Source organism: Muricoccus nepalensis (genome assembly GCF_006438825.1).
GTDB lineage: Bacteria > Pseudomonadota > Alphaproteobacteria > Acetobacterales > Acetobacteraceae > Roseomonas > Roseomonas nepalensis.
Genome location: NZ_RCZP01000013.1, coordinates 37,043 through 53,817 on the forward strand (window position 1 = coordinate 37,043; position 16,775 = coordinate 53,817).

10 protein-coding genes are annotated in these 16,775 nt (G+C 64.3%); all 10 read right to left on the reverse strand.

From position 1 onward, the window contains the following. Positions 1–2,925, reverse strand: a complete 2,925-nt coding sequence (locus tag EAH89_RS14630; RefSeq protein ID WP_206667560.1) for a helicase-related protein — start codon at positions 2,923–2,925, stop codon at positions 1–3. After that, positions 2,912–3,553, reverse strand: coding sequence for a hypothetical protein (locus tag EAH89_RS14635; RefSeq protein ID WP_140884407.1), 642 nt, complete (start codon positions 3,551–3,553; stop codon positions 2,912–2,914). Before EAH89_RS14635 ends, EAH89_RS14630 begins: the two co-directional genes overlap by 14 nt. A 9-nt stretch (positions 3,554–3,562) precedes the next feature. Beyond that, a complete protein-coding gene (locus EAH89_RS14640; protein ID WP_140884410.1) occupies positions 3,563–5,551 on the reverse strand; it encodes a DUF262 domain-containing protein in 1,989 nt (662 codons plus the stop codon). A 12-nt stretch (positions 5,552–5,563) separates the two neighbouring features. Next, complete coding sequence (locus EAH89_RS14645; RefSeq protein WP_140884413.1) at positions 5,564–8,749, reverse strand: anti-phage-associated DUF1156 domain-containing protein; 3,186 nt, start codon at positions 8,747–8,749, stop codon at positions 5,564–5,566. A gap of 8 nt (positions 8,750–8,757) precedes the next feature. Further along, the gene (locus EAH89_RS14650; RefSeq protein ID WP_140884416.1) at positions 8,758–9,417 is read right to left on the reverse strand and encodes a DUF3780 domain-containing protein; all 660 of its coding nucleotides are present in this window, start codon (positions 9,415–9,417) and stop codon (positions 8,758–8,760) included. 11 nt (positions 9,418–9,428) lie between these two features. Beyond that, entirely contained in the window at positions 9,429–12,689 is a 3,261-nt protein-coding gene (locus EAH89_RS14655) for an anti-phage-associated DUF499 domain-containing protein (RefSeq protein WP_140884419.1), read from the reverse strand. 490 nt (positions 12,690–13,179) lie between these two features. After that, the gene (locus tag EAH89_RS14660) at positions 13,180–13,815 is read right to left on the reverse strand and encodes a 3'-5' exonuclease (RefSeq protein ID WP_140884422.1); all 636 of its coding nucleotides are present in this window, start codon (positions 13,813–13,815) and stop codon (positions 13,180–13,182) included. Beyond that, complete coding sequence (locus EAH89_RS14665; RefSeq protein ID WP_140884425.1) at positions 13,812–14,075, reverse strand: hypothetical protein; 264 nt, start codon at positions 14,073–14,075, stop codon at positions 13,812–13,814. The genes EAH89_RS14660 and EAH89_RS14665 overlap by 4 nt, the downstream gene beginning before the upstream one ends. Further along, positions 14,038–16,212, reverse strand: coding sequence for an AAA family ATPase (locus EAH89_RS14670; RefSeq protein WP_161993602.1), 2,175 nt, complete (start codon positions 16,210–16,212; stop codon positions 14,038–14,040). The genes EAH89_RS14665 and EAH89_RS14670 overlap by 38 nt, the downstream gene beginning before the upstream one ends. Then, the gene (locus EAH89_RS33425) at positions 16,205–16,561 is read right to left on the reverse strand and encodes a DUF6634 family protein (RefSeq protein WP_408906295.1); all 357 of its coding nucleotides are present in this window, start codon (positions 16,559–16,561) and stop codon (positions 16,205–16,207) included. Before EAH89_RS33425 ends, EAH89_RS14670 begins: the two co-directional genes overlap by 8 nt. Positions 16,562–16,775: the final 214 nt, after the last annotated feature.

A 16,775-nucleotide genomic window follows, 5' to 3' on the forward strand; every position in this document is an offset into this window, starting at 1 on the left:
TTACCATCCCTCCGCAAGCGCCTTCTCCACGTCATCCCTGGCCAGCACCTTGGTGCAGGTCTCCCACCCAGACTGCCAGGCAGCTTGGGCAGGGGTGGCACCCTGGCCCGTCGCGGTCCCGCCCCAGCGCACGTCGAAGGCCGACAACCGCGCCTTCGTCTCGGCGTGCTTCCGCAACTCTCGCTCCAGATGCTCCTCGCTCTCGATCCAGTCGTCCTCAATGGTGTCTGGGAGCTGACCGAATATGTCGAAGCGGTCCCGCATCCGCTGCGACAGGCGGTCGTAGACCACCTCGTCCCGGCTGCCCTCATAAACCAAGCTGAGCATGTCCACCTCGGACCGGGCCTGGCCGAACCGCTTGATGCGGCCGATGCGCTGCTCGAGTTTCGACGGGTTCCAGGGCAGATCCACATTCACCAGCGTGCCGAGGGTCTGCAGGTTCAGTCCCTCGGCGGCCGCGTCGGTTGCCACCAGCAGCTTCAGCCGCCGGTCACGCACCGCCGCCTTGATGGTCGTCCGCTCCGCCGACGCGAAATGGCCATCCTTGTACAGGCCGGATCTCCCTGCACCTGCGTAGAGGCCAACCGGGGTGGAGGAGAACTCCGCCGCCAGGCAGTCGGCGATCCACCTGGCCGTATCGTAATACTGGCTGAAGATGATGCAGCCGTAGGATCCGAGCCAGCCGACCTCCCGCAGGTAGTGTCGGAGCACCTGTAGCTTAGGATCGGCGTCCGTCCCGGTTGGAGATGCCGACGCCGCGACGCGCAGGTGCCCAAGGAGGTCACGGAGCGCTGCCCGCTCAGCCTGAGAAGCCTCCCCGAGCTGGGCCAGGTCGAATTCCTGGTCGTCGCCATCGGCCCGCAAGACGGCAGGCGCCTCGCCCTCGCCAGCCTCGGGTATGCAGGTCCGGCGGGCGATCGCCAGCGTGGTGGAGAGGCCCGCTATGGACGAGGAACAGATCCGCTGGAGCAGGAGGCTACGGAGGAACCCGGCCCCACGGTTCCGCTCCATCAATGCCGAGGTATAGGCCTCCGCAGCCACGAAGGCGTCCTGGAGCGGGATGGTGGACGCCACTGCCCGTCCGGTCGCCCCGTAGAAGGCGCGGGTGCGAGGATCGTGCTCCACCGGGCGGGGATGCAGGTTCACCGCCACCCGCTTCATCAGGCCCGCATTCTCGAGGGCTGCACGGCGCCGCAGAACGGTGTGGCGGACGACGGGGTTGTTCTCCTGGAAGAAGGCAATTCCCCTACGGTCCTCTTCCAGCCGATCCGCGATGTCCCAGCGGAGATCCTCCGGGAGGTCGGTGTAGGACGAGGACGTCAGCGCCCCATCGTCGGCCATACGGAAGTGCTCTCGAAGGTAACCGAACAGCGGATCCGTCTCGCCTCTTCCCAGGGGTATCGGATTTCGCAACCACTCCCAGGCATCCTCGATCGTTCGAGGACGGATCTCGCCGCGGATTAAGCGGAGCGCCTCCTCCGGCTGGTTGCGCCACCGGGAGAGATCACCCCCCAGGACGTGGTCAGCCCCCGAGGCGAGGATCCCCATAAGGTCCCAGAGATCGAGTGCGTTAGTCTGGATCGGCGTCGCCGTCCCGAGAAGCACATGGCGCGACCGCAACGCGATCCGGTTCATGAAGTCCAGGAGGTTGTTGGCCTCGCGCGACCCGTCCGCCTCCGCCCGGCCGCGCGCCTTATGGGCCTCATCCAGGATGACGATGCCGTAGGCGGCCTCGCCAGGGCGGGCGCGCCGTTCCAGCAGTGCGCGACGCTCGACCGCATCCATCCGCATGACGATACCCGTCGAGACGATGGCAATCCGGTAGGGGCAGCGGGTGATGTCCTCGGCTCGGCTGGGGATCACATGGCCGCGGTGGTCGGCCCAGGCCTTCTCGTTCGACATCCAGCGGGCCGATGGGATACCCAGCTTCTCCACCAGTTCGGTCTGCCACTGCTCGCACAGGGTGGCTGGGGCCAGGATAAGGGCGGGACCGTCGCCCAGGAGGGCTGTCAGCAGGGCTGACGTCGCGAGCGAGAGGGTCTTGCCGACGCCGACCTCATCCGCGAGCAGGAGGCGGACATTGCCGTACAGTTCGCGCTGTCGGAGGAACTCGGACACGAACGCCTTCTGCCAGGGCTGGAGACCCTCACCGGCACGGACCAGGGGACTCTCGGCCAGTGCGGCCCGCGGCAGGTCGACATCGCCCTGCTCGTCCCATGGCGGGCAGTCCGGGATACGGACCTCGATGCGGTCGGCGCAGCGGGAGATCTCGGTCACCACCGCGTCGGGAAGGGGAACAGAACGTTTCCACAGGTAGTCGAACTCGGCCTGGGTCCAGTCAATCCCCTCCTCCGAGGTGTCCTCCCAGACAAGCTCGTAGTGCTCGCCCCAGCCCTGCCGGGTCTCGTTGACGGAGCCCATGAAGCTGGTCCGGGTGCCATCGGCCAGGGTGATAATGCCTGCCTTGCCGTGGATCAGCGGTGCCGTGAACCGGTCGATGACCCGGATCTCGATCTTCGGCTGGCTGTTACCATCCTTCGCCGTGAGCAGGTCCCGCATGAGGGTGTAGCGATCACGACGCAGAAGCGTGTCGACCGCGACGCCCCCCTCGCCGGTCCCCTCCCACCACTGCTTCATCAGAGCCTGCGCACGGACCTCCTTGCTGACCTGGATGTCGGCCGGGTCCAGATCCGAATTGCAGACGATCCGGATCTTGCCCACCGAAGCGATCTCTTCTGCCGCGACCTCGAAGATGGACGAGCGGAAGTAGCCCGCGATGCGGTCATACTTCTGCGCCCCGAGGAGTCGATCACGGAGGAAAATGTGCCGGAGCCGTCCCTCGCGGGAGGAGAAGCGGCGGATGTGAGAGATGCGAGGAGGAGAAAGATCACTCATGCCCGTTCTGCCCACCTCATAGCCGACCATCCTCCAGGTTCAGCGTCCCGTCGTATTCGCCCGGCGGGGGCAGAGGCAGCTCGGGTTGGAATGGCGCCTCACCCCACTCCGATGGCCGCATGGCGCTGATGTAGAGGCCGTTCCGGGACGGCCCCTGCATGTCCGCGAAGGCATAGGGGAAGAAGCCAGCCTCGACCAACCCTAGGAGGCGCTGGAACCAGCCCGCATAGGCGTAGTCCCATCCCCGCCCCTTCTCGGCGAGGACAGGGAAGCGTTGGAGGAGCTTGTCCGCAAGTTCACGGGCACCGTCACCGGCGGCATCTTCCCAGCCGAAGAAGTGACCCTCCTTGGCGTGGCCGCTGGTGTACGTCGCCACTCCCTCAGCGATCTCCTTGGTTGCGCGCTGGTCGGAGTGGGTCAGCGAGTACTCGGAGACTGCAACCGCCCCATGGACTTGGTGGAACAGATCCACCGGGCCGATCTCGAACCGCCAGTAGGCACCGCTTGCCGACATGTAGGGCATGGCGCGGAGGCGCTGGAATCCAGCCTTGTGCAGTTCAGCCAATGCCGCGACCACCCGTGCGGACCGACGGATGCGATGATCCGGATGCGGGCGAAGCGCAACCAGTCCAGCGGCGGTGGTGACGGCTCCAGCCATGACGCACTGCTACTCCGCTGCTTGCTGTTGTGCTGGAGCGGTGACCGGGTAAGCCCAGATCTGCCTTGCATTGTCGAACAGGAAAGCACCACGCCGTTGGATCGCTTCCTCGTCCCAGGCAGTGGCATCTTCGCCCATGAAGCCTTGGGTGACCTGGAGCAGACCATGCTTGCGGAACAGGGCCTGCTTGTCAGCGAAGCTCTTGTTGCTCAGTTCCCAGCCGAGTTCGCGAGTGTGGAGGGTCAGATTGCCGATCGTCTGTAGAAGGGCTGCCCGTCTCGCGATCGCCAGCAACCGCCTGGCCCTGACGGTGGAGGGCGTCTCCGCCCCCGCAGGTGAAGTCTTGACCTGCTCTCTGAGGGCGGCTCGGCCACCATCCCCCAACTGATCGACCTCGTGGATTTCCTGCCAAGTCACCTTGCTGCCATCCGGGAGCGGCCAGTTCGTGTGCCAGCCCTGCGGCATGAGGTGCTCGATCCACACGTGGCTGGGGATCGGAACAGGATCGGTCTTGGGGCCTCGCAGGGCGGTCTCAATCTCGCTCAGCACGGATATCATGCGCACGGGTGGACGAAGGCGTGCATAGAGGTTCGCGGACAACCAATGGTGCCGGAACTCGGCGTCCGACGGCCACGTCGAGCTACTGCCTCCTTGGGAGAGCAAGTAGGTGCGCACGAGGTCCGCCGACGCTCCGTGCTGGACGATCTCGCGCGCTAGCCCCAGGAAGATCCGGTTGTAGTTGGCTGCGGATCCTCCGACGATCGCGCGCCGGACGACGTAGGAGACGATGTCCTGGTAGGCCTGCTCCTTCTCGTTCTCGCCGACGTCGCTCGAGGCAATGGCAAGGATGGGGGCATAGACTGTGGTGATATCCCATGGCTTGAGGCGCCGCGCGGCACGTCCGAGAGCATCCTCGCCGTCGGCCCGGACGATCTGCTTGTAGAGATCGGCGTAGTGCAGGATGTCCTCGACCTCGGCCTCGACGCCCTTCGGTGCATGATCAGTCCGTAGGAAGTCCCTGTACTCGGCAAAGAGCTGGGCGAGCGAGATCTCCTTGCCCGAGCGTGCCGTAAGGTACTGCAGCATGAAGAACTCGACCCGTGGCCGCTTCAGACGCCCCCTCTGTTCGTCCTCAGTCCAGAAGTCAGCCTCGAGGGGCGTCCATTTGTTGTCGTAGAGCTTCTCGGCCGACGTACCGACCGCCGTCCTTGCCGCACGCATGAAGATAAAGTTGCGGATCAGATCGAAGGCGAGAAGAGGCTTCCCACGATCGTTCAGGGTCTCAAAAATCGTCTGGGGATCGTCGTCTGTCTGGAGCTGGATCTCGACCAGACGGAAGTCGTCGAGCACGGCCACCAGGAGGGCGTCGAGCTTCGCCTCGACGTCGGCCCCCTCGCCGACGAAGCCGCGAATGGCGTCGTAGAAGAAGATGTATGCCTTCAGCAGGTTCGGCTGCTGCCTAAGATTGATCTTCTTCAGCTGGACGGAGTTCTGAGGGAAGTGCTCCCGGAATCGCTTGCGGATCTCTTCGCGTGAACGGGCAGACTGGATCTGGAGGTAGGTGTCGCGGTCATGGTGGGTGGGCCAGAGGCGATGGGCGTCCACCTCTGGCGACTTCATGTCCTCCGCGTCCGGGTTCGTGGTGTTGCGGTCGGCCAGCCGCGACAGGCTCGCTAGGTCGTTCACCAGGGCGACGTCACGCAGGGTGCAGAAGAGGATCTGCAGCGTGGTGAGGCGCTGCTGACCGTCGATTACCTCGCAGATCGGAACCTCGCGCGAACTCCCAGCCTCGCGGCTGTTCAGCACAACCGCCCCCATATAATGGGGGTATCGCTTCTCGACGCCCCCTAGGCGCTGGGTGGCCTTCGCCAGGATGTCCTCCCAGAGGCCCTCCCATTGCCCCTCGCGGCTCCAGACATAGTGGCGCTGGTAGATCGGCACCACGTAGCGGCGGGACACCTTGAACAGGCTGCGGACGGAGACGGTATCGGACTTCAAGGAACTTACCCCCTACAGCCGCTCGGATCCGATGAGACCGGCCAGGACGCGAGCTGCCACCGCTTCCGCGGGGTTGCGTCGCGACCACGTCCGCCCGAACCAGGTAGCAAGGGCACGCACGTTGTCGCGGACACCCAGCCAGCTTGCCTCCCCGAAGTGATCCCGCAGACCATGCAGGGCCGCCTTGCCCGATGTCTCTGGATCCACCTCCCGATCGGCATCTCGCGCGAGCGACATGATGGCATAGAGCGTGGGGCGGAGTGGGCCGTCTGCGACGGGATGCCCGCGCAGCAGGGCAGCACGGAACTCGGTGGCCGTCTTCAGACGGGCACGGTTCGGCGCCCTTTCCGCCATCAGATCCTCCCAGCCCTCGGCACGGTAAGCCTTCGCGAAGTTCTGGTATTCATCCAGCTTGCCGCCGGGAGAACCTGCGGGCCACTCGCCTTCGGCGGTCGTCATGCGCAGGTAGAAGCGGGTAGCTGGAGGGAGGCGATCCCACATCGCCTCCGGAATTCCCTCAGGAACCATTAGTTCCGTCGCTGTGCTCACGGCCAGGGAGATCATCTCTTCCACTAGACCTATTGGTGCAGGCTGTCCCCGGCGGCGTTCCTCGCGAGGCCGCAGGGCCTCGCGGGTCATGTCGACCCCGTCGATGTGAGTGTAGGTGGTCAGCACCTCGAGAGCGGCGGCATAGCCAGCCATCTGGATGTCCGCGTCGCTGAACAGGTTCTCGTCCCGTCCGCCGCCGCGAACACTCTGGTTCAGGCCGGTCAGTGTCTCGACCTGTGCTTGAACCCTGGCCCGGACCTCTGGGACGATCTCGCTCTTGAACCCATACTCGTCCTCGGTGCGCTTGCGCAGAACGAGAAGGACAGTGCCCTGAACGTATCCGCCCTTCTTCAGCTCCGAGGAGGTCTCGGTCGACACATACCACGCCGCGGTCACCCGCAGGCCGGACGCCCACACGATACCTGCCATGTCTGCCCAGACGCCTGCGTCCTTGTGGGTGAACATGCAGACCTGCAGGCCATTGTCAGGCATATTCCCTGCCATCGCCGAGAACGCCGCAACCATCTCGCGTCGGAAGGCCTCGCCCTTGCCTTGGATCGCAAGAGGGCGGCGACTGTCCCAAGTCCATTGATCAAATGGAGCAGGCGGGTTCTTCCGCAGCCATGCAATGAAGAATTCAGTAATCTCGTGATAGTGGACGGCGTCCGCGTACGGGGGATCAAAAATCCAGAGCGAGGCCTCTTTTTTCGTCGCCGACGCTGGATGCGTCTCAAGTGAAAAATCAGCAGCACTCATTGGGCAATGGGAGATTTTCAAATGGTATTTCTCTAACCCCGCATCGGAATAAACTCCCCAATTGTAGAGTGTGTTTAGCGCCTGATTTGAAAATACCTGCTCGATTTTTGGAAGCTGAGTTGGTTGCGGATCGGCATTCCAACGACACAATTTAGAGGTCCGGTCAGCGTCGCGAGCTCGGCTGAGAGAAGCTACAGGCGACGAGCCATATCGCCCATATAGGGCTTGCCGAAGCAGTGCCCGCGGGCTGAACAGATGATGCCAGTACGTCCATCCGCGAGTCCTGATCGGCTCGTCGGTCTTCTCCCCTGGTTCAATCCGCATATCGGGCACGAAGCCGTTCGCCTGCCATTCAGCGATATTATCGCGGACTTGCTGCGCAACCCTCCTCTCACGCTCTAGATCATCGGGGCGTGCACCATCAAACCAAGTCTCCGGCCGTGCTTTGCCCTCCTGCAGGTCGAGCGCGCTCAACCATTGAATGGCATAGAGACGCTCAAGGAATACGTCACCGCCAATCCAGGCACCGGGGGCTGATCCGGGTACTACAGGGGAAGCCTGAGCAACCCAACTCGGCTCACGGGCCTCGAAATCCGAGAGTTCCCATGCACGCAACTTGTTATTGCGCGAACCATCAGGCCCCGCAGATCCTTCACCATCTCCACGCAGCCGCGAAACGGGAATCCGCCATTCTCTCTCTTCTTCCCCCTGGATTGGTGCAAGGGAGTAGACTAGATGACCATCTCGCACCGTCCCCTGGGCGGCCTTCGTCATTTCGTCTTTCGAGAGACCACTCTCGACGATAATGTTGAAGCACTTCTTCGCATAGTCAGGATCAAGCCTAGCGGCGCATCGACGGTTGTTGCTAATCACCCAGGATGGGCACATCGGCACTCGCCATCCAGTCTGGGGATCTACCGTTTCCAGGCAGTATAGATACGCCTTCGCCCGATTTGACTGAGCATCATGCTCGATACCTAGGCGGATGATCTCATTATCAACCGTGGCCGCAAGAAGGGACTGCTCCTCAATGATGCGTGCCCGAGATTCATCATCTGCTCCGATGACGTTCAGCGCACCCCAGGTGAGCATGGCAGCGATCGGGTTTAAATCCGAGGCAACCACACTGCATCCGGAGCGTGCCGCCTCGAACGGAATGCTCCCGCCTCCTGCAAACGGGTCTCCAACGATTGGACGGTGTCCGAACCGCGCGACACCTAATTGCTCGACGAGTTGATGGACCGACCTGGCTGTAGTGCCGAGGTGGTGGTTCACCTTCTCCCAGACACCCTCATACAGGGGATCTTCCTGGAGCGAGAGATCCTCGACTTCCTCTAGACGCTTCGAGATCGACACTTGGCGGGAGAACGGCATTGAGGAGACTGCGCGGCGCCGCAGATCCACCCTCTCACGAAGAATGCGTGCTCGCTCCGCGTCGCGATCCTCCCTCCTTCCATATCCGACGAGCTTGATGGGGGTCCACCCGGAGGTGATCTTTCCTTTCTCATCGACTACCCGGAAGACATGCGGCAGCTTTTCCAAGGGATCGATTGCCGGACACTCGAGGACATCATCGGCACTGATGCTTGGTTCACGTCGCCAGATGCCTTCTTCATCCATGCGCATGAGGAGATCGAAGATCTCTAGGTCAGCCTGGGGATCCTCGGTGGAAGGCAATAGGGAGGCGAGCACGGTCGCCCGCACAAGCACGAGTGGCTTCCGCCCTTTCCAGTACGATCCTAGAGCTGTCAGGGTTTGCCCTGGTCCGGCCTTCCGCTCCTTCTGGGCCTCGATCCCCACCTTTTGGGCAGGGAACACGCGCTCGATCAGTGCGGGCGCGTCCTTGAGGGAGAACGGGGCAAGGCACGGTCGCGCGACATTGGTGTCCGGCATGGTGATCGTCAGTCCAGGTCGAAGAGAGGAAGTCCGCCCGTGCTCTTGGGGGCGGGTGAAGTCTTGACCGGTGCTTCGGCCGGTGTAGCGGAGAGCAGCAGCGCGAGGCCACGGCGGACGCCATCCGAGGGAGCCATCAGGACGCGTCCAGCCAGCCAGAGGCGCTCACTGGACGTCAGTGCCACCCAGGAGGTGACCACCGCAGGCACCGAAGCCTCGTCGGCCGATATCACGGCCCAGGCCAGGGTCATCAGTTCCGTGCCGAGAACCCGCTCCACCCGGTTGTCGCCGGGCTGCCAGCGCCCCGTAGCCAGCCCCTTCTCCCGCAGGCGGGTGTTCAGCTCCGTTTTGGCGGCATCGGCCATCGCGTTCCACCGGCCACGCGGAACGGCGCACCGCTCCGTCGCTAGACCGCGCTCCGAGTCCTCCAGGATTCCGAAGTCCTCGCGGATCCGGATGTCGCCACCACGTCCGGCGGGGATAGAGACAATGACGTGGTGCGGCCACGCCGACAGGGGCGGGCAGCCGAACCCGACAGTGCCCGCCGCCTTTGCTCGGGCCTGGACCACGCCCAGTTCGGCCCGGAACTCGCCCGCCCGGATGACCGGTTCCGACGGTGCCCGGCCCTTCGTGCGGGCCGGGGCAGTGACACGGCGTGCGGCCATCATGTTCTCCCTCCTCAGGACTGGGTCACGCAGGTCCGGGGGTCGCCCACGTCCACCTTCAGCGCGTCCACGAACGCGATGAGATCGCGCCCCGTGGGGAAGGACACGGACTTCACGGCGGAGGTAACCGTCGCATCGGGACGGCCCATCGACGCGCGGACGGCCTCGACCACCGCCGACAAGCCTTCTCCCTTTAGTCGAAGATCTCCGCCCAGCCGCATGGAGAGGGCCGCCGTGGATTCACCTACGGTGACCTGTGGCACCACCGCCTCGGCAGAAGCTGCCTTCAACGCCGTGACCAGGGAGAAGAAGTCCTCCGTGCTGCTCTGACGGATGTCGAGGACGAGCGTCGCGGGCTTCGCCTCGTCCACGAAGTCCCGCAGCGTCGGCGGCATGTCGGTGCCCTCACCGCCGTCGTCACCGTCGTCATTCTTGGGCCGAGACGGGCGGACGGTCATCGGGATGTGGAAGGTCTCCTCGCCCTCCAGGTCGCCATCGATCGCAATCGCCCGCAACAGCACGCTGCCGCCCGTGGCCATGGCAGGGGTGACGAGGAAGGAACCATCGTAGACGGTTCCCTCGCGTGCCAGAGTGCCATTCAGGGTGTAGCGGATCGTGGCCGCGGATGGCCGGGCGAACAGCTCCACCCGCTTCCCGTCCGCGGACGGCGAGACAGTGTGCTGGATAGTTATCTCGTTACGCCAGACATATGGCTCACCTGTCGGATGTACCCCTTTGGGATCCACTGCAAGGAAGGCGATGCGCAGGTCCGTCGTGGAGAAGCTCAGCTCGGTCATCTCAGGGTCCGACGTGGAGACGGTCGTCGTCCCCTTGGCGAAGTGGATCCGCGGCGTCTGACCAGCGTCGAGCGCGACCACCGACAGCCTGACCTCGCCATCGAGCGACCGGCTCTCCGGTGTTACGGAAACACGGGTCTTGTCCACCGGGAACGGACCGCGCCGAACCTTGCCGTTCTCGGCATCCCGCCACTTGCCCGAGGTCACCGCGATCCGCTTGACCGCATCCAGGCCACCGGGCGGGAACCACTCGAACCTGGCTGCCTCCTTGGCCTTGGTGGTGATGTCCAACCAGGGGATGGTGTTGAAGCCCGACCCATCCGGCCAGAGCAGGCCGCCCTGGTTGGTCTCCGGATTGCCCGCGACCCGCTGGATGATGGCGTCGGCGCTGGCTTCGGGGTTCGGGTTGTACTTCCCGGCCTTGACCAGGGCGGCCTCCACGGCCGTCTCTCCGTCCAGGGAGGATCGTCCGTCCTTGCCCTTCGCCGTACGCAATTCGAGCTTGGCCTCGATCAGACCGAGCGAGCGGTCCGGCTTGCGTCCTGGATACCAGACGCGGTTAAAGGCGTTCTCTACCTGGGTGAGGAAGTCGAACTCCGCCGTGTTGCGGCGGTCCTCCACCTCGCTCCGGAGTGGGTCGTCGGCCCGCAGCTCCCGGAGCACCTTCTCCGCAGCGTAGAGGCGCCGCATCGCGCCTTCCAGATTGAGGAAGTAGGTCGGGCTTCCGGTGACGATGAGAAAGTTGTTCTTCTGCACGAGGCCGGAGAACAGCTTCTCCGCCAACTCTGGTGGCGTCTTAGTGTCCGGGTTGATGGCGATGAGCTTGCGCTGGCCGGACAGATCGATGGCACCCAGTTCCGGCAGGGCCAGGACCTCAGCGTAGACCTTCCCCTGCCTGGCGCGGAACACCTCCTCGAGCTGGCGCTGGATGCCCTCGTCAATGCGCGGCTGGGGTGCCTTGTCGGCCTCGGACTGCAGCCGCTTGGTGATGTTCTCCTGGGGAGCGAAGTAGACGACCTCGCCCGCCCCGCGGTGGATGTACCAAGCGTCCTTCACGAGGGCGTCGAAGGCTCCCGCGAATTCGTCGGGCGCGCGGCCGGGCGCCACGAGGCACTCGATCACCTGCTCCTTCGTCAGCCCGGCCTTGGCGTCCACGCCGCGCATGAGGGAAGCGCAGAGGATGACGTTGGCCGCCTGGCTCCCAGCGTCGGAGCCGACCTGGCGGTCCACGGTCTCAGCGTGGCTGTTCCCGCCGTCCGCGATATCCTTGGCCACGGCTTCCTGCAGGTCGGACAGGGGCAGGACCTCGTTGCGCATGTCGCTGTCGTTCAGGTCCATGTGCTGGACCCCGATCAGCCCCACGGTGTCTGCCCGGCCCTCGGTATAGACGTCCTTCACGATGCGGCTGACCATCCGCATCAGGCCACGCGTCTGCCGGAACTTCTCGTTGTTCCGGAAAAGCGCCACGAGGTCCCGGAGCCGTGGGTGGAACGGGTAGCAGCGATGGACCTCCTCGGCGTACTGCTCGGGGGTTCTGGCGACCGTGCGGGACCGGACGGCCTCGTCCATGGCCTTCGCGTATTCGCTCGCCACGCGGTCCACGACCTCCGGCCCGGGCATGCGCTCGAACAGGCGCCGCCGGAGAATGTCGAAGATCTCGTTCGAGTTCAGGGCGACTGGCGTGATCTCCTTCGCGCTGCGGCGGACCTCCTGCGAGAGGTTCGCCACCGTCTGAGCGATTGAGCGGCTCGCCCCCTGGTAGGCGGCGCTGAGGTTGGAGACCACGACCATGCAGCGGGGCAGCTTCACCGCGGCCGAGAACAGGTTGGCCAGGGCGTAGGTGACGACGTTGGCCAGCGTGCCCTGGCCGAGTTCCTTGGTCTGGGCGTAGTCCAGGTAGGGCGCCAGCTCGTCGAGCATGATGAGGGTCGGCTCGTCGCCGATCAGCTTCATCCAGTCCGCCTCGCCCGGTGCGGAAGCGCCGCTTTCCCAGAACCTGCGGAACTCCGCCCCCTTGCCGAGCTGATGGGCGATCTCGCCCCAGATGTAGCGGTCGCTGGGCTGACGGCCAGATATCGCGACGACCTTGGCCGCACCGAAGCCGTTCGGCGCCTTCAGGCTGGCCCCGTCCAGCACCTGCTGGCGGAGGGAAGGAGACTTTGCGATGAGCCCGAATGACACCATCAGGTGCGTCTTGCCGCCACCCATGGCCTGGGTGAGCGTGAACACCGCCTGATCGCTACGACCGTCCAGACGGGCGATGCCTAGTTCGAAGAGCTGCTTCATGCCCCCGGTGACGTGGTTCCGGGCGAAGAAGGCGTCAGCCTCCCTCTCGGCAGCCTCGATGACCTGGGCGATGTCCTCGATGTCCGGCTCGGGGTCAGACCGGAGGACACTGTCGAAGGGCTTGCAGGCAGCGCGGACGGTGGTCAGCAAGGGCGGCGTCCTCCCGCCGAGAATGAAGGCTGGACTACCCATTTATGGTCAAACAATCGCCCTACTCCCCGAGCTTTTTGCGCGGCGGAAGCGATTTCCGCTCCCGGCTGCGAATCCTAGGATGCCTCTCTGAATCCTAATCCCGTTTGCAACCAAACCGGTATCCCCATGGGGCTAGGAATCGGCCGATCTACCTTTCGCCTGGACAATTCGGCTCCGTGACAATGGAGCGGCCCAGCGGCCAATGATGAATCATTGTCAACTTCAAATTAGCCGCGCGGCACGGAGTTACCGAAGAACGCCCAAACCGCTTACCGGACCGTCTCCTTCAATCCAGCTCATTTCGAACTCGATGCTTCTGGCGAGGAGGGAGTTAAAGCCGGTGACCAGCGCCACAGCCAATCCGGTTCACCGCGCCTGTTTGCAAGACACCGGCGGTGACATCTCCCACCAACACCCCCTACAACCTGGCGGTATCATGGTCGACTACGGGGTTTCCCTCCTTGCCTCTCCATCTGCGGCCCAGCCCCGGTCACGATGTAGCGTTGAGGCGCTGGTTCACCGCCCGGCACACGGCCTCATACCCAGCGCGGATTCTACGTGCGTCCGGACCCGCTCGATGCCGGACCTCTGGGTAGAGAGCCATGGCGCGCTCTCGCTCGCAGTAGCATGCCAGCCTGGCGTGCTGCATCGACATCCCTAGCGTCGGACGAGGCTCACCAACAATCAGCCGTGCTGTCTCGTCCCAGCAGATAGCGTCGAAGTCAGACACCCGGTAGCGGGCTGCCCCAACGGTGGCGAGCAGGAGGTCCAGCCACGGGCCGTCCCACGACGGCTGATCCGCCACGAGGCAGCGGCCCTTGGCGAGATCCAGAATGACCCTTGCCGCATCCATTGCGGCAACCCCGCTGCGACCCAGGGTATCACGGCTGATTCCGTGGACCGCCTCCGCCCGCGGGTCCCAGTCCGTCGATGACCAGGTGTCCTCGGGTTTGATAAGCAGGCTGCCCGTTCTCTTCCCTGGCAAAGCCGCCCATCCAACTTCGATCGGATAGGAATTCGGCGATAAGCTAGAAGCTTCAAAATCGATGAACAGGAATTTCCGTTCCGGGTGAAGTATTCCGGCACCTCGTTGCTTCCCGAACTCGGGTTCTGGATTGCCGTTCACGCCCCCTGGGGCCCCATCTCAAGCCATGACAGCACGGTCGCCAGAGCCCGCTCTGCCCTGACGAGACGTCCACCCGGCAGGAGGATGAGCGTCACCCCATCCTCCTCGCGGATCGCCGATACCGAGGCGGCGGCAATGGCGTGGAGCACGCCGTCGGTATCGCGGAGGACGACGAAACGCCCGATACGTTGCCCCTCAACGAGTTCGATCTCCCGCACCATCTCACGGCTCTCCGTCCGCGCGGGATCGTCGTCGACCACGGGGATGACCACCCTCGTGGTGATGGTCGACGCTTGGCTGGTCTGGAGATTCCTGGTTGACGACAGCGCCCTGGGTGGCGGTCTGCCCCACCAGGCACGCGACCTCCTCCCCTGTCAGGCGCCCCCGGGATGCCAAGGCATCCGCCACGGTGAGAACCGCTGCCCGGTTTTCGGCGATCAGACAGCATGCCGCAGCCATGCTCCGGGAGAGCAGAGCGGCGACTCGCTCTCGGATATCGGGATGGTCTCTGAGCAGACGATCAGCGTCGCCATCCCGCTCCACGCGATGCCAGAGAACGGCGTGAGCGTGGCCATCAAGCCCCAGGGCAGCAACGGCGACAACTGCGAGACGGGTGGCTGCCGCAATGTCCGAAGTAGGTGATCCCCCGGATCCGCCTGAGATGTCACCTAGCACTTCGAGCTCGGCGGCCCTTCCTGCCAGCAAGGCCCTTAGCCGGTTCTGGATGGCGCCCCCTGTGAGGAATACCGTTCCCTCTCCCAGCGCATCCTTCCTTGTCATGGTCCGGCACGGGGAGCCGAGATCGCCTTGGACCTGCACATCGATGAGGACGCCATCCCCACACCCGAGGTAGGCCACGGCATGCCCGGCCTCGTGTACTGCGGCCCGTCGGAGATCACCCGGGGACAGGGGCGGCGGCGGCTCACCGATCTCGGCGACAAGGTCATCCAGTACCATGGGTCGCCCGGACCGACGGGCGGTCGCCCGTGCTACCCGACACCACCTTTCCACATCGGCACCACTCGCCCCCCTTCCATAGGCGACCGCCGCCAAAGGAAGGAGGTCCTCATCCCGGAGTTCACCTCGCAAGTGATGCCGCAGGATCTGCGCTAAGCCGTCCGCATCGGGTAGCAATACTCGGATGACCCGCTCCAGGCGTCCCGGTCGTAGGATCGCGGGATCAAGCACCGTCGCGTCGTTCGTAGCCCCGATGACTACGATTCCCTTGCGGGTGTGGCTGCCATCCAGTTGTTCGAGGAGGGCGTTCACGACTTGGCGGCTATAATCACGGTGCCGAGCATCAAACCGGCTGCGATCTCCGATGCCATCGATCTCATCGATCAGGAGCACACACGGCGCAAGACGCCTTGCCTCAGCGAAGGTGGCCGCCATGGCCCCAAGGAGGCTCCCAAGGTGGCCCTCCTTGCTTCCTTGCCAATCCTGGAGAGATGCCGCCAGGAAGGGCACCCCTGCGCTCATAGCAATCGCACGGGCCAGTGATGTCTTGCCGCACCCTGGTGGTCCCTCCAGGACGCATCCGCGGTCCAGTTCCGACGCAGGTAGGTCTCCAGCAACGCAGCCCTTGAGATCCTGCACTAGGCGGTGAGCCCAATGCGACGCCTCCCCCATCCCTGGCAGAGTTTCCAGCCCCGGGCCTGATGGTGTTTGCTTCCCTTTGATCGTGGCCGCTACCCGTCGGAAGAAGTCTGCCGCCGACTGTCCTGGACGCCTGGAGAACAGGAGATCGGAGGGCTGCAGAAAGCGGATCAGGTCATCTGGGATCGCCTCGATCGGGTCGGTCGCAGAACTGCAGACATCGACCGCCAAGCGGATCAGCAGTCCGGCGTCGACAGGAGGGATGACCAGACGCTGGTCCGCGGCGTGGACAACCTCCAGGGGAAGGAGCGCTTCGGGGGCGTGGCTGATCGCATGCACCGCCCTCCCCTCGATCAAGGCAACGCGGAACTCCTTCAACAAGTCCCGCTTGGTTGATCCCTTGCCCGGATCAATGGCAAGCAGTTCTGCAGGCCTGCCGAGTTCCTTCTTCTGCCACACGGAAACTGGACCTGTCGCAGCTTCCAGGATGTCGTCACTGGACTGCGGCCGGGCCCGGGGCGCCATTGTCACTGACCCGGCGATCATCCTCCAGGCGATGGCAATGTCGGCTCCCCAGGCTTGGTCCGGAACCTCGATGATGGACACCATCCCTGGCCGACGTGATGTCTCCAGGAACCCGGACTGATCGCTCAGGGCGGCATCGATCATGAGCCGGGAAGCCAGAACGGAGATGCCGAGATCCCGGGTCAGCTGCATTCCGCCCAGCGTCTGATCATTCTTATCCGTGAAGTCTTGCTCCAGGGTGAAGTCATCACCGTAGAAGTCATGGGGTTCAGCCACGGTGGATGGCCTCCCACCGGCCAGGGTGTCCTGCAGGTTCGCCCAGGGCGTACACGCGGCTAAGGGTGCGAGCCCAGCCCGCGCCCTCGTCCATTGCCCAAACCGTTGATGTCGTGATGAGCGGCAGTCGAAGACGTGGATGACCACGGCAGATGCCAACGAGATGCGGGCCACCATGGGTGACGAGACGCCAGAAGCGGAGCGTCGGCGCCGATGCGAGTTCGGCTGGCGATGGTGGGCAACCACCGGCGAAGCGAGTCAGGTCGGCAGCAAGGGATTCGAGACGAGAGACCTCATCGAGCAGCGCGCAACGCGCGTGCTCCGAGGGCATGCCATCAAGGCGGATCATAGGAAGTCTCCGAGAGAGCAGCAGGTGCCGCAGGAGCGGCAGGGCGGCCTCAGGCCGCGGAGCTGGCTATCTCGGTCGTGTAGGTGGCAGCGGCGGCTGACGGCGCGATGACATCGGCCCGGCAAGCCATCAGGCCCAGGGGCTGGTCAGCGCGGAAAGGCGGGTTGCCGTCCATAGAGAACATGTAGGGAACTACGAGGCTGGATGTCCAGCA

Coding starts and splice junctions, on each gene's coding strand:
- EAH89_RS14645 (WP_140884413.1), bottom strand. CDS start 8,749: ATGCCGGACACCAATGTCGCGCGACCGTGCCTTGCCCCGTTCTCCCTC.
- EAH89_RS14655 (WP_140884419.1), bottom strand. CDS start 12,689: ATGGGTAGTCCAGCCTTCATTCTCGGCGGGAGGACGCCGCCCTTGCTG.
- EAH89_RS14650 (WP_140884416.1), bottom strand. CDS start 9,417: ATGATGGCCGCACGCCGTGTCACTGCCCCGGCCCGCACGAAGGGCCGG.
- EAH89_RS14635 (WP_140884407.1), bottom strand. CDS start 3,553: ATGGCTGGAGCCGTCACCACCGCCGCTGGACTGGTTGCGCTTCGCCCG.
- EAH89_RS33425 (WP_408906295.1), bottom strand. CDS start 16,561: ATGATCCGCCTTGATGGCATGCCCTCGGAGCACGCGCGTTGCGCGCTG.
- EAH89_RS14630 (WP_206667560.1), bottom strand. CDS start 2,925: ATGGTCGGCTATGAGGTGGGCAGAACGGGCATGAGTGATCTTTCTCCT.